This window comes from Bradyrhizobium sp. USDA 3650 (assembly GCF_054057395.1).
This window is the reverse complement of record NZ_JBSRZG010000001.1, coordinates 3813062-3825691: the sequence shown is the minus strand read 5'-3', so window position 1 is coordinate 3825691 and position 12630 is coordinate 3813062. Positions and strand designations below refer to the sequence as shown.

At 64.7% G+C, this 12630-nt stretch carries 11 protein-coding genes and 1 pseudogene; 9 read left to right on the top strand and 3 right to left on the bottom strand.

Annotated features, from left to right (window positions below; genetic code table 11):
- Nucleotides 1-975 (bottom strand): ketopantoate reductase family protein, encoded by a 975-nt coding sequence (locus ACVIN2_RS17725; RefSeq protein ID WP_456766521.1) that lies wholly within the window; start codon nucleotides 973-975, stop codon nucleotides 1-3.
- Between the two features lie 155 nt (nucleotides 976-1130).
- On the opposite strand from ACVIN2_RS17725, the gene ACVIN2_RS17720 reads away from it, so the two are divergent.
- The 3 genes from ACVIN2_RS17720 to ACVIN2_RS17710 all read left to right on the top strand — a co-directional run bounded on the left by ACVIN2_RS17720 (nucleotide 1131) and on the right by ACVIN2_RS17710 (nucleotide 5135).
- A complete protein-coding gene (locus ACVIN2_RS17720) occupies nucleotides 1131-1934 on the top strand; it encodes an enoyl-CoA hydratase-related protein (RefSeq protein WP_456766520.1) in 804 nt (267 codons plus the stop codon).
- A gap of 161 nt (nucleotides 1935-2095) precedes the next feature.
- The gene (locus ACVIN2_RS17715; protein ID WP_456766519.1) at nucleotides 2096-3082 is read left to right on the top strand and encodes a TRAP transporter substrate-binding protein; all 987 of its coding nucleotides are present in this window, start codon (nucleotides 2096-2098) and stop codon (nucleotides 3080-3082) included.
- Nucleotides 3083-3098: 16 nt separating this feature from the next.
- Nucleotides 3099-5135: a methyl-accepting chemotaxis protein gene (locus ACVIN2_RS17710; RefSeq protein ID WP_456766518.1), complete on the top strand. Its 2037-nt coding sequence runs from the start codon at nucleotides 3099-3101 to the stop codon at nucleotides 5133-5135.
- Nucleotides 5136-5179: 44 nt separating this feature from the next.
- Here ACVIN2_RS17710 and ACVIN2_RS17705 read toward each other — a convergent pair.
- Nucleotides 5180-6065: pseudogene (locus ACVIN2_RS17705) on the bottom strand (LysR family transcriptional regulator).
- Between the two features lie 112 nt (nucleotides 6066-6177).
- On the opposite strand from ACVIN2_RS17705, the gene ACVIN2_RS17700 reads away from it, so the two are divergent.
- From ACVIN2_RS17700 to ACVIN2_RS17685, 4 genes are read left to right on the top strand one after another with little or no spacing between them, the layout of a single operon-like run.
- Nucleotides 6178-7542 (top strand): FAD-dependent oxidoreductase, encoded by a 1365-nt coding sequence (locus tag ACVIN2_RS17700; RefSeq protein WP_456766517.1) that lies wholly within the window; start codon nucleotides 6178-6180, stop codon nucleotides 7540-7542.
- A 33-nt stretch (nucleotides 7543-7575) separates the two neighbouring features.
- Nucleotides 7576-8580 (top strand): ABC transporter substrate-binding protein, encoded by a 1005-nt coding sequence (locus ACVIN2_RS17695; RefSeq protein WP_456766516.1) that lies wholly within the window; start codon nucleotides 7576-7578, stop codon nucleotides 8578-8580.
- A gap of 16 nt (nucleotides 8581-8596) precedes the next feature.
- Nucleotides 8597-9370: an ABC transporter ATP-binding protein gene (locus ACVIN2_RS17690; RefSeq protein WP_456766515.1), complete on the top strand. Its 774-nt coding sequence runs from the start codon at nucleotides 8597-8599 to the stop codon at nucleotides 9368-9370.
- The gene (locus ACVIN2_RS17685) at nucleotides 9363-10187 is read left to right on the top strand and encodes an ABC transporter permease (protein ID WP_456769745.1); all 825 of its coding nucleotides are present in this window, start codon (nucleotides 9363-9365) and stop codon (nucleotides 10185-10187) included. Before ACVIN2_RS17690 ends, ACVIN2_RS17685 begins: the two co-directional genes overlap by 8 nt.
- Before the next feature lie 111 nt (nucleotides 10188-10298).
- Here ACVIN2_RS17685 and gtdA read toward each other — a convergent pair whose 3' ends face one another.
- A complete protein-coding gene (gtdA, locus tag ACVIN2_RS17680; RefSeq protein WP_456766514.1) occupies nucleotides 10299-11339 on the bottom strand; it encodes a gentisate 1,2-dioxygenase in 1041 nt (346 codons plus the stop codon).
- A gap of 90 nt (nucleotides 11340-11429) precedes the next feature.
- Here gtdA and maiA point away from each other — a divergent pair, with 90 nt between their 5' ends.
- Both maiA and ACVIN2_RS17670 read left to right on the top strand, forming a co-directional pair.
- Nucleotides 11430-12062 (top strand): maleylacetoacetate isomerase, encoded by a 633-nt coding sequence (gene maiA, locus ACVIN2_RS17675; protein WP_456766513.1) that lies wholly within the window; start codon nucleotides 11430-11432, stop codon nucleotides 12060-12062.
- Nucleotides 12052-12564, top strand: coding sequence for a MarR family winged helix-turn-helix transcriptional regulator (locus ACVIN2_RS17670; protein ID WP_456766512.1), 513 nt, complete (start codon nucleotides 12052-12054; stop codon nucleotides 12562-12564). The genes maiA and ACVIN2_RS17670 overlap by 11 nt, the downstream gene beginning before the upstream one ends.
- Nucleotides 12565-12630: the final 66 nt, after the last annotated feature.

The following is a 12630-nucleotide window of genomic DNA, read 5'->3' as shown; positions in this document are numbered from 1 at the left end:
TCACGCCGAATATAGCCCCTTGTCGCGCGCCTTCTGGATCGCCAGCGCGGCAATGAGATCGAGGGTCGGCGTCGACAGGCCGGCGGTGCGCGCGAAGGCTTGGGGCGCCTTCACCAGGACGTCGATCTCCATGGCGCGGCCGAGCTCGTAGTCCTGCAGCAGCGACGGCTTGTGATTGGGGGCGGGGCCGCTGCGTGACACGCGCTTGACCTCGGGGATGAAGTGCTGGGCGATCTCGTTGGCCTCGTTCAGCATCCGCGGGATGACCTCGGCGAACGCAGGATCGTCGCGCACGCCGCGCGCGGTCTGGCCGGTGAGCAGGCACAGCACCGACAGCGACATGTTGGTCAGCAGCTTTGACCAGATCGCCTCGCGGATCTCGGCGACCGGCGGCGATTCCAGCCGCGCGTCGGTGAAGACACCGCGCAGCGTGGTGATGCGCTCGCAATTGCGGTCGTCGCATTCGCCGATCAGCAGCCGGTTGCGGTCCGGCGTCAGGTTTTGCACCACGCCGGGCGCGATCACCTCGTTGGAGGAGAAGACCACGCCGCCGACAATCCGCTCCTTCGGGATGCAGGCGCGCAGGCGCCCGCCCGGGTCGAGGAAGGAAATGTCGGGCGGGGTCGGGTGTCGCGGCGGCAGGCCGATCCCGTACCACCAGGGAATGCCGTTCTGCGCGAACACGATGGCGGTGTCGTCCTGCAGCAGCGGCTTGAGGCTGGAGACCAGCCCGGTCAACGCGGTTGCCTTCAAGGTGCTGATCACGACGTCCTGGGGGCCGAGCTGGACCGGATCGCCGGAGGCGTTCACCTTGGCGGAGACCTCGGAATCGCCGACGCGCAGCTTGAGGCCGTTGGCCCGGACCGCCTCCAGGTGCGCGCCGCGCATTACGCACGAGACCTCGTGGCCGGCGCGGGCCAGCCTGACCGCGAGATGGCTGCCGACGGCGCCCGCGCCGAAAATGCAGATGCGCATGTGATGTCCGTCCCTGATCCCTTAATGCCGCCCCGCGGCAGCATGACACAAGCCGCCATGCGATGGACGCGGCTGCCCTACGCTCGAAAGATATGGATCAAGGTGCGGAGCCTCGGTCATAGTGCGCGCCAAACAAAACGAGCGGAGGAACAAAGATGACCGACAGCCCCGTCCTGTGGACCCTGGATGCGCGTGGGGTTGCGACCGTCACGTTGAACCGGCCGGAGGTCAACAACGCCTATGACGGCGCGTTGATCGCGGGCGTGCTCGCGGCCATGGACGATCTCGGCAGCAAGCCCAACCTTCGCGTGGTCGTGCTCAAGGGCAATGGCAAGCATTTCCAGGCCGGCGCCGACCTCAAATGGATCAACGGCGTGCGGCCGCAATCGGCTGATGCGAACGAGGCTGCGTCGCGGGCGACATTCGAGGCCGTGCAGCGGCTCAACACGCTGCCGATCCCGACGGTCGCGCTGGTGCAGGGCGGCTGCTTCGGCGGCGGCACCGGCGTGATCGCAGCCTGCGACGTCGTGATCGCGGCCGACAACGCCCTGTTCTCGATCACCGAAGTGCGTTGGGGCTTGACCGCGGCCATCATCATCCCGCAGCTCTGCGATGCCGTCGGTGTACGGCAAGTCCGCCGCTACGCGCTGACAGGTGAACGTTTCGGCGCCGAGGATGCCTGCCGCATCGGCCTCGTCCACGAGGTCGTGCCGCTCGCCGATCTCGACGCCGCCGGCGCGAAGGTGATCGAGCAGTTGCTTGCCAACGGACCTGAAGCGATGGCCGAGACCAAGCGGCTGGCACTGGAGAGCTCGTTCGGCGGAATGGCGGTGGACGATGCCGCCTACGAGCGGCTCGTGCAGCTGCATTCGCTGAAGCGACAGAGTGCGGAAGCCGCGGAGGGGCTGGCGTCGTTCGCGGAGAAGCGCGCGGCGAATTGGAGTGGCGGCAAGGCCTGAGCGCGCCGCTCAGCAGCAAGCCGATACGATCTGCATCGTGCACCATCCCCAATCGTGCACGCGGGATCGATTCGAATCCCCGTAATTCCGCGGGGCCATCCTTAAGAGTTCAATCATTCCCGACCATTATGGTTACGACAATTGTCACGCCATGGTGTCGGATGCACAGAGAAGTTCTGGGATTTTGGAAGGCCGGATCGATCGTCGCGGCGGCAACGCTGCTGGTCCTGCATCCGGTTGCCGCTTCACCTCGGCTGGTCTCTCTGGCGTTCAATTCCCAGCTTGGGAGCCCGCAGCAGATCGGGGCGGATGAATTTCGCCAGAAGCTGGTGGCATTGCCCGGCAAGCCCATCGTGATCGACCAGCGCGCCACCAATGCAGTCGGTAGCGAGAACGCCATTCTCGCAGCGACGCAGTCCGGCGCCGTGGATATGGCGGTGCTGTCGGGTTCGGTGGTCAGTGCGGTTGTCCCCGAACTCGGCGTGTTCGACATTCCCTTCCTGTTTCGCGATACGGCTCACGCCAAGGCCGTGGCGCAAGGTCCGGCCGGCGCGGCAATCGCCGCCAAATTCGGCGACAAGGGGCTGACCTTGCTGGCGATTGGCCGACAGGGCTTCCGCAACATCACGAATTCCAAACGGCCCGTTCGCAGCCCCGAGGATATCAAGGGTCTGAAGATTCGTGTCATCCCGAACCCGATCTATCAGATGACGTTCAAGGCGCTCGGTGCCGAAGTGGTCCCGATGGAATTTCCGCTGGTCTATACCGCGCTCAAGGACGGCCGGCTCGATGGGCAGGAAAATCCGGTGCCGACCATTGCCGGATCCCGTCTCTATGAAGTCCAGAAATACCTCACATTGACCGGCCACTTCTTCGCGCCGGTCGTGTTCATCGCCAACCGGGCCATGTTCGAGCAGCTCACTCCGGCCGACCAGGCCACGCTGATCGCGCAGGCAAAGGCGGGAGCGGAGGCGACATGGCAGGCGAAGCTCGATGCCGCGTCGCTCGAGCAGGTGCGCAGTGGCGGCATGGACGTGATCGAGAAATTCGATCGCCAACCCTTCGTCGACGCGGTCAAGCCGCTCGATCAGGAATTCGAGAAGCGGTTCGGCAAGGATCTGCTCGCCACCATCCGGTCCACCCAGTAAGGATTTCGGGATTCCAATGAAATTATCGCACATGATGTCCCGGGTCGGTGTTCGTCCGCGCGTGTTTGGCGGTTTCGCGCTGGTTCTGAGCTTCCTGGTCGTGCTGGCGGGCTTCGCCGTGGTCCAGGTCGAGCGGATCGGCGGAACGGTCAATGACCTCGTGACCAGCGCTGCTGGCGACGCCGGCATGTCACAGGCGCGTGCCGCGCTTCTGGAAGCGAACTCGGCGGTCGAGAAATTCATCCGAACCTGGAATGTCGGCGACAAGGATGCCGCAGCCAAGGCGATCGACAGCGTGGGCAAACTGGCCGATCAGGCCGATCGGCAATTCGGCAAGCTGCAAGCGATCGCGGAAGGCATCGGCCCGGTCAAGACGGCGCTGGAAACCTATCGTTCGTCGTTCACCGCGGCGGCGGATGCCGCGGATCGGCTGCGCGCCGCCACCACGAGGACCGACGCCCACGGCGCGGCCGCCGGCCTCAATGTCAGCGGCATTCAGGTTGCGCTCGCCAATCGCTCGGATGATGCGGAACGGCTTGTCAACCCGATGCGCCTGGCCGGCGTCGTCGACGCGCTGCGCGTCACCGTGATGCGCTATGGGTCCACTTTGTCGACGGGCGATGCCGACGACGCCAGGCAGGCGTTGTCCTACGCCCAGTTGGCGATCGCAGACACCGAGGCTGAGCTGGCGACTGCGGACGCCCCCAAATTGAAGACGCTGGTCGCAGCACTCAAGACCGCGATCGCCGCCGACACGACGGCGCTCGAAGAGGTTATCAAGGTCGCCGCCGATCTGCGCGCCAGGCAGGCTGAACTGAAGAAGGCGAGTGCGGCGATCGACGATCAGGTCAACAAGATCAATGCGAAGCTCGGCACCGTGCGCGCCGAGCAGGGCGACAAGACCTCGGCGGCGGTCGATCAAACCAAACAGACCGTCATCGCGACCGCGGCCGGCGCGCTGCTGCTGGGAGCGGCGCTCGCATGGCTGATCGGAGCCAGCGTATCCGGCCCGATTCGCGGCATGACGGACCGGATGCAGTCGCTGGCGGCGGGCGAGCTCGATGAGCCCATTCCAGGCGGCGAATCGCGCGACGAAATCGGCCGCATGGCGCGTGCCGTCGAGGTGTTTCGCGAAAATGCACTGGCGGTTCGTCGCATGGAAGGCGAGGCCACGGCGCAGCGCGAAGCCACCGAGGCCGACCGTGCCCGCATGATGTCTGATCTTGCCGGCCGCTTCGAGCAGGGCATGCAGGGGGTGATTGCCGGTGTCGGCGGCCGCGCCGACGACATGGGGCGCAGCGCCGAGGAGTTGGCAAAGGTCGCCGAGCGTGGTCGCGGGCTCGCCGAGGCGGTCGCGACCCGCGCCGAGCAGGCATCGATGAACGTGCAGACCGTCGCCTCCGCCACGCAGCAGCTCGCGGCCTCGATCCGCGAAATCTCGAGCCAGGTGCACCGCTCCGTCGCGGTCTCGAACCGGGCGACCGACGAGACCAACCGCACCTCCGATTTGATCCATGGGCTGTCGGATGCGGCTGAAAAGATCGGCACCATCATTCAATTGATTCAGGCCATCGCCAGTCAGACCAATCTGCTGGCGCTGAACGCGACCATCGAAGCGGCGCGCGCCGGTGACGCCGGCCGGGGCTTCGCGATCGTCGCCAGCGAGGTCAAGAGTCTCGCCACCCAGACAGCGCAGGCGACCGAGCAGATCGCCAGCCAGATCGCGACGATCCAGAGTGCGACCGGCCAATCGGTCCAGGCGATCAAGCAGTTCGGCACCACGGTCAAGGAAATGGCCGACATCGCCACCGCGATCGCCGCGGCGGTCGAAGAGCAGGGCGCGGCAACGGGCGAAATCGCGCGCAACGTCGAAGAGGCGGCCAACGGCACCACGGCGGTGACGCAGGAAATCGGTCAGGTGCGCGCGGTCGCGGGAGAGACCGACGCCGGTGCCGAAGCCGCTCTTACGGTCGCGGCGGCCCTGAAGCAGCAGGCGGATTCGATGAAGTCGAACGTCGACGATTTCCTCCACACCATCCGCTCGGCGGCCTGAATTCCCGGAGAAATCGGCGACGCCGCGGGTGCAACGAAACGGGCTTACAGCACCGGCAACAGCGAGCTCTTCAATTCGCGCAATAGCGCCTGAACCGCTGCAGCCTGGACCCGTCGCTCGGGAATGGTGGCCTTGACCCATAAATCGGGGATTGGAAAATCCGGCAACACGACCTGCAACGTGCCTTGGCGTAGAGCCTCTTCCGCAAGATAGTGCGAGATGAAGGCGATGCCGTTGCCGGCGATCGCGCTCTTGACGAGCACGTGGCCCTCGTTCGAACTCAACAGCGGGCGGACCTGAACGGTGATACGGTCGCGCGGCCCGTCGAATACCCAGTCCGGGCCGGTGGGAAGAAAACTCAGGCAACGATGATCGACCAGATCGCGCGGGTGTCGCGGCATGCCGTGCGCGCCGAGATAGGCCGGCGACGCGCATAACAAGCGCTTCAATCGGCATAGGGGTTCGTCGACCACGCCGCCAAACGAATGCGGGAACGCGCCGATGGCGATATCGAAGCCTTCCGTCACCGGATCGACGGGACGATCGATCAAGACGATTTCGAGTTTCAGCTTCGGGTTTTGGGTCTGGAACGCGCTGAACACATCGGCAAGCCGAGCGATGGTCAGCGAGGTCGGGGCCTTGATACGCAAATGATCGATAAGATCATGGCCTTTCTCGCCCATGCGCGACAGGAGATCGCCGACATCGGCGACCACGCTCCGCGCCTCTCTGGACATATTCCTGGCCGGCCGCGGTCAGCCGCAATTGCCGCGTCGAGCGATGAAACAGCGGCGTGCCGATCCGCGTCTCCAATTGGGTGACCCGCTTTGCGACCACCGAAGTTGCGACATTGAGTTTTCTCGCCGCGGCGGAAAATCCGGCGGCGTCCGCGGTGGCGAGGAAGGCTTGGAGGTTCACGAGGACGTCCATTTTCCACCTTTCTCGATTCGTGAAAGCTGATCGTGTATTTTGGTGGATTGTAGCCCGGCACGCGTTAATTCATAGTCGGCCCAAGCAAGAGATTTCGGGAGCAGGACGCGCCATGCGGGCCATGACGATCGAAGAACCGGCACGCCATGTGCCGATCTATGGCGAATATGAAGTGGTCGTGCTCGGCGGCGGTCCGGCCGGCATCGTGGCGGCGGCCTCAAGCGCACGCGCGGGACGGAAGACGCTGCTGATCGAGCGTTACGGCTTTCTTGGCGGCATGGGCACCGCGGCCGGCGTCACCAATTTCTGCGGCCTGCATGGCAATGTCTACGGCGAGGCCCATCGGCTGGTGCAAGGCATGGCGTCCGAGCTGCTGGCGCGGATCAACCATTTGAACGGCCTCAACGCGCCGCATCTGATTCTCGGCAAGGTCTTCGCCCAGGCCTACGACACCGCCGCCTACAAGATCGCGGCCGACCAACTGCTCGCCAGTCACAAGGTGCACATCCTTTTCCACGCGCTCGGTGCCGGCATCGTGATGGGCGATAACAGCCGCATCCATGCGCTGATGGTCGAGACCAAGGCCGGCCGGCAGGCGGTGCGGTCGGAGATCTTCATCGATTGCTCCGGCGACGGCGATCTCGCGGTTTGGGCCGGCGCGCCGTTCGAATTCGGCGACGAGCACGGCCATCCGATGTATCCCTCGATGATGCTGCGTCTCAACGGCATCGATCCCGCGAAGGCGGGCGATGCCTGGCGCACCATCCCGCAATTGATGGAGCAGGCCGCCGCCGCCGGTACCCACACATTCCCGCGCAAGAGCGCGATCGTGCGGCCGCAAAAGTCCGGCATCGAATGGCGGGTGAACTTCACGCAAGTGGCGCGCGAGGACGGCCATGCCATCAACGGCATCGAGCCTGACGATCTCACCCGCGGCGAGATCGAGGGCCGCAAGCAAGCGCTCGCCGCATTCGAATTCCTGCGCACCGTGCCGGGCTTTGAAAAATCCTACATCGTCGACCTGCCGCCGCAGCTCGGCATCCGCGAAACCCGCCGCATCAATGGCGGCTATCAGCTTAGCGGCGCGGACGTGCTCGGCTGCGCCTCGTTCGAGGATTCCATCGGGGTCAATGGCTGGCCGATCGAGGCCCATGTCCCCGGCGACGTCGTGTTCACCTTCCCGCCGATCCCGGAATCGCGCGGCTATAACGAGCTGCCTTACCGCATGCTGGTGCCCGAAGGCGTCGACAACCTGCTGGTCGCCGGCCGCTGCGCCTCGATGACCCATGAGGGCCAATCGGCGGCCCGGGTCTCCGGTGCCTGTTTCGTGATGGGGGAGGCCGCCGGTTCCGCCGCAGCGCTGGCGCTCTCCGGAAACCGGATCCCGCGTGACATCCCCGTTGAAAAGCTGCAGGAAAGGTTGAAACAACAGGGCGCCTTCATCGGACGGGACCAGCCCGTGCCCGAAGGCCTGTAACCGACTGCAAGATAACGACGGCGAGGAAACGAAATGACCGGGATTGTGCGGCTCGCGCTAGCTGGCCTGATGGCGATCACAGCGATGGGCACGGCCCGAGCCGAAGACGGGCTGAAGGCCAGGATCGGCGTGCTCAGGCTATCCTCCTCCGCGCCGGTCTTCATCGCGCAGGACAAGGGCTATTTCCGCGAGGCCGGCCTCGACGTCGAGCTGAAATTCTTCGATGCGGCGCAGCCGATCGCGGTGGCCACCACATCCGGCGACATCGATTTCGGCGTCACCGCCTTCACCGCCGGTCTCTACAATCTCGCCGGCAAGGGCGTGCTCAAGGTGATCGGCGGCATGAGCCGCGAGAAGGCCGGCTATCCCCTGATCGGCTATTTCGCCAGCAACAACGCCTATGCGAGCGGCCTGAAGACGCCGAAGGATCTCGCCGGCAAGCGCGTGGCGATGACGCAGGTCGGCTCCTCCTTTCACTATTCGCTCGGCCTGCTTGCCGACAAATACGGCTTCAAGCTCGCCGACGTGAAGATCGTGCCGTTGCAATCGCTGTCGAATGCGGCGGCCGCGCTGAAGGGCGAAACCGTGGATGCGGCGCTGCTGCCGATCTCCACCGCGCGAAAGCTGATGGACGACGGCGGTGCGAAGTTTCTCGGCTGGGTCGGCGACGAGACACCCTGGCAATTGGGCGCGGTGTTCGCCTCGCCGAAGACGCTGACCAACAAGGTGCTGGTGACGAAGCTGCTCGGCGCTTTGGCAAAGGCCGACCGCGAATATCACAACGTCATCCTTGCCGCGATGAAGGACGGTGTCGCGCCGATCAATGACAAGACAAAGCCGCTGCTGGAGATCATCGCCAAATATACGAACCTGCCGGTCGAGCAGGTGGTCGGCAACTGCGCCTATATCGATCCCGACGGCAAGCTGGATGTGAAGAACGTCGACAACCAGATCAAATGGCTCCAGGAGCAGGGTTTTGCCGACAAGGGTTTTGACGCGAATGCGATCATCGCAAAGGAATTTGTGAAGGCGGATTGAGAGTAGAACGCAACGCATGGACCTGATCGCCAACCACATCACCCATCGCTTCGGCGAACTCGCCGTGCTCGACGACGTCTCGTTCACCGTCAGCGCGGGCGAGGTGGTGGCGATCGTGGGGCCCTCCGGCTGCGGCAAGAGCACGCTGCTGTCGATCCTCGGTGGGCTGTTGTTGCCGACCTCCGGCGCGCCCGAGCTGCGTGGATCGCCGCCGGCGGACAGTCTCAATCCGTTGACCTTCGTGTTCCAGGATTTCGCGCTGCTGCCCTGGGCCAATGTGGAGGAGAACGTCGAACTCCCGCTGCTGCACACCCAGCTCTCGGCCGTGCAGCGCCGCGCGCTGGTCGACGACGCCTTGCGCCGCACCGGCCTGACCGATTTTCGCAAAACCTATCCAAAGCAGCTGTCCGGCGGCATGCGCCAGCGCGTCGGCATTTCGCGCGCGCTTGCGGTCAGGCCGGCCATCCTCCTGATGGACGAGCCGCTCTCGGCGCTGGATTCGCAGACCCGCGAACTGCTGATGGAGGATTTCGTCCGGCTGCTCGCCGATGGCGGCATGGGCGCGGTCTATGTCACGCATAATCTCGAAGAGGCGGCGCGGCTTGCCGATCGCATCGTGGTGCTGTCGCGGCGTCCTGGCCGCATTCGCGAAGTCGTGAGCGTGCCGATGACGCGCACGGAGCGCGGTGACATTGCAGCCCGTGAGAAGCTGCTCGCGCTTCAGAACCAGATCTGGTCGCTGATCCGCAACGAGGCGATCGATGCTGAACGCGAGGTTCAGCATGCTTGATCGCGCGCCAGTGGGACCATCTGCGAAGGATGACGCGGTCCGACCCGTCCGCTTTCGCGGCGCCGGCTTCGTGCCGGCGAGCAGCCGTTTCGGCGGCTGGATCGCGCTCGCGTTGGTCATTGCGATCTGGCAGGCGGCGGGCAGCACCGGCCTCGTCAATCCGCTGTTCCTGCCACCACCATCGGCGATCGCGCGTGCGATCTACCAGCTCGCGATCTCGGGTGCGCTGTGGCAGCACCTTTCCGCGTCGCTCCTGCGCATCGGTGTCGGCTGGCTGCTCGGCACGGCGGCCGGTGTCGCGGTTGGCTTTGCCATCGGCCTGTCGCGGCTGGCGCGCAGCGTCGGCATCACCTTCATCTCGGCGCTGTTCCCGATCCCGAAGATCGCGCTGTTGCCGCTGTTGATCCTCTGGCTCGGCATCGGTGAAGAGCCCAAGATCGCGACCATTGCGCTCGGGGTGTTCTTCTCGACCGCGATCTCGGTCTATAGCGGCGTCGACGCGGTGCCGCGCAATCTCATCCGCATGGCGCAGAGCTTCAACGTGCCGTTCGCCACCATCGTGCGCAAGGTGGTGTGGCCGGGCGCGCTGCCCGCGATCCTCGCCGGCTTCCGCATCACGTCGTCGGTGGCGCTGCTGCTCGTCGTCAGCGCCGAGATGATCGGCGCGCAATACGGCATCGGCGCGTTCGTGCTGCAGGCCGGCAATTTGATGCAGACGGATCAGCTGCTCGCGGGCGTGGTGATTTTATCGGTGTTTGGGTTGATCGTGGGGCGGGTGATCAACTGGCTGGAGATGCGGCTGTTGCACTGGCGTTAGCCATAGTCGCTGCTGCCGTAGGGTGGGTTAGCGAAGCGTAACCCACCACCTTGTGTCGACGTGGAGAAACCGATGGTGGATTACGCCTTCGGCTAATCCACCCTACGACATTCACGCATTCCCGCGATCTTCCCGGAACAAGTCCAGCTTCTGCTGCACGGGGCGATCCGAGAAGCTGAACAGCACCGCGTCCATGTCAGCCTCGTGCGTCACCCATTGCCAGCTCGGCACCACGAACAAATCGCGCGGGCCCCATTCGAAGGTCGATTCCCCGATGCGGGTGCGGCCGTGGCCTTCGATCGGACAGAACACCGTTGCGTCCGTCGCGCGATAGCGCGCGGTCTTGAAGCCCTTCGGCAGCAACTGGATGAAAGTGCCGATGGTCGGCATCGCGAAGTCGCCGGTCTCGGGGTTGCTGAATTTCAGCTTCAGCCCGTGACAGGCGTCCCACTCCTGGCTCGTGCGGGCTTTCTCCAGTGCCTCGCGCGTGTAGGCATAGGGATAGCTGAAGATCGGCGACGTCTTCGAGCTCCGCTTCACGTCGACCGGCAGCAGATTGTGGCCGTAGCGTGCGAAGCTGTCGCCGGCGGGCCTTGTAATCTTCTGCTGATCCTCGTTGGAGCCTTCCGCGAAAGAGCAGTCGAAGAATTGCACCAGCGGAATGTCGAGACCGTCGAGCCAGAACATCGGCTGGTCGGTTTCGTTGGAATGATCGTGCCAGGTCATCGACGGCGTGATGATGAAGTCGCCTTGCTCCATCGCGGTGCGCTCGCCGTCGACCGCGGTGTGGGCGCCCTTGCCTTCGAGCACGAAGCGCAGTGCCGATTGGCTGTGTCGGTGAGCTGGCGCGACGTCGCCGGGCACCACCATCTGCACGCCGGCATAGAGCGACGTGGTGATTTTCGACTGCCCGCGCAGGCCGGGATTTTCTAGCACAAGTACGCGTCGCTCGGCTTCTTTCGCCGTGATCAGTCTGCCGGCTTCGGTCATGTAGTCGCGGATGACCTCGAACTTCCACAGATGCGGCCGGCAAGCGCTCTTCGGCTCCGGCGTGATCAAATCGCTCATGACGGTCCAGAGCGCAGTGAGATTCTCGCCGTCGATCTTCTTGTAGAACGCCTCGCGTTCCGGCGTCTTAGTCACGGCTTCCATGGTGCGGCTCCCGTCGTTTTGTTGATTGACAGTATACTTACGATCTAGGTAGCGTCAACGTGCGAACAAGAACGAAACGGGAGGGTTCCGATGAAGCTGCACGGCTATTTCCGCTCCAGCGCCGCCTACCGGGTGCGGATCGCGCTAAACCTCAAGGGTCTCGGTGCCGAGCACCTGCCGCATCACCTTCGCAAGGGCGAGCAATGCGCGCCCGCCTATCTCGCCATCAATCCGCAGGGCCTGGTGCCCGCGCTGGAGAACGATGCGGGCGCAGTGCTGACCCAATCGCTCGCCATCATCGAATGGCTCGACGAGACCCATCCCAACCCGCCGTTGCTGCCGAGGGATGCGTTGCAGCGCGCCAAGGCGAGGGCGTTCGCGTTGGCGATCGCCTGCGACACTCACCCCGTGCAGAATCTGAAAGTGCTGGCGCGGCTACGCGAGCTCGGCCTTGCCGAGGAGAAGGTTCAGGATTGGGCGGCCTGGGTCAACCGCGAGGGGCTCGCGGCCTGCGAGACGCTGATCAGAAACGAGCCGGGCCCGTTCTGCTTCGGGGATGCGCCGACGCTCGCCGATCTCTGTCTGGTGCCGCAGCTCGCCAATGCGCGCCGGTTCGGCGTCGACGTCTCCGCCTATCCGCGCCTGCATAAAGCGGAAGCTGCGGCCAAGGCGCTGCCGGCGTTCGTCAACGCCGCGCCGGAGAAGCAGCCCGATGCCGAGTAAGCCTGCCCTTCCGATCACGATAGACGCAGTCTATGCCGCGCCGGGCTATCTGTTCCGGCGCATGCAGCAGATCGCGGTCTCGATCTTCATGGAGGAGTGCAAGGCGTTCGACCTCACGCCGGTACAATACGCGGCGCTGATCGCGATCCACACCCACTCCGGGATCGACGCGACGCGACTGTCCGCGGTGATCGCCTTCGACCGCTCCACGCTCGGCAGCGTGATCGAGCGGCTTCAGGCCAAGGATTTCGTCGAGCGCAGGCCGGCGCCGGAAGACAAGCGGATCAAGCTGCTCTATTTGACCAAATCAGGCGCGGCGATCCTGCGCGACATCATTCCCGCCGTCGAACGCGCCCAGATGCGGATGCTCGAGCCGCTCAAGCCTGCGGACCGCAAGGCTTTGATGGGGCTCCTGGTGCAGCTCGTCGATCTCAACAACGAGGCATCGCGGGTACCGCTCCGGGCGGAGGACGCGCTGGAGCATCTGGGGAAGACGCCTTAATCTTGGTTGTCATTCCCCGCGAAGGCGGGGAATCCAGTACGCCGTGACCTCTCCGCATTGCTCGCC

Excerpts from the sequence above, each read along its gene's own strand:
- ACVIN2_RS17725 (WP_456766521.1), bottom strand. The coding sequence starts at position 975 with ATGCGCATCTGCATTTTCGGCGCGGGCGCCGTCGGCAGCCATCTCGCG.
- ACVIN2_RS17720 (WP_456766520.1), top strand. The coding sequence starts at position 1,131 with ATGACCGACAGCCCCGTCCTGTGGACCCTGGATGCGCGTGGGGTTGCG.
- ACVIN2_RS17715 (WP_456766519.1), top strand. The coding sequence starts at position 2,096 with ATGCACAGAGAAGTTCTGGGATTTTGGAAGGCCGGATCGATCGTCGCG.
- ACVIN2_RS17710 (WP_456766518.1), top strand. The coding sequence starts at position 3,099 with ATGAAATTATCGCACATGATGTCCCGGGTCGGTGTTCGTCCGCGCGTG.
- ACVIN2_RS17700 (WP_456766517.1), top strand. The coding sequence starts at position 6,178 with ATGCGGGCCATGACGATCGAAGAACCGGCACGCCATGTGCCGATCTAT.
- ACVIN2_RS17695 (WP_456766516.1), top strand. The coding sequence starts at position 7,576 with ATGACCGGGATTGTGCGGCTCGCGCTAGCTGGCCTGATGGCGATCACA.
- ACVIN2_RS17690 (WP_456766515.1), top strand. The coding sequence starts at position 8,597 with ATGGACCTGATCGCCAACCACATCACCCATCGCTTCGGCGAACTCGCC.
- ACVIN2_RS17685 (WP_456769745.1), top strand. The coding sequence starts at position 9,363 with ATGCTTGATCGCGCGCCAGTGGGACCATCTGCGAAGGATGACGCGGTC.
- gtdA (WP_456766514.1), bottom strand. The coding sequence starts at position 11,339 with ATGGAAGCCGTGACTAAGACGCCGGAACGCGAGGCGTTCTACAAGAAG.
- maiA (WP_456766513.1), top strand. The coding sequence starts at position 11,430 with ATGAAGCTGCACGGCTATTTCCGCTCCAGCGCCGCCTACCGGGTGCGG.
- ACVIN2_RS17670 (WP_456766512.1), top strand. The coding sequence starts at position 12,052 with ATGCCGAGTAAGCCTGCCCTTCCGATCACGATAGACGCAGTCTATGCC.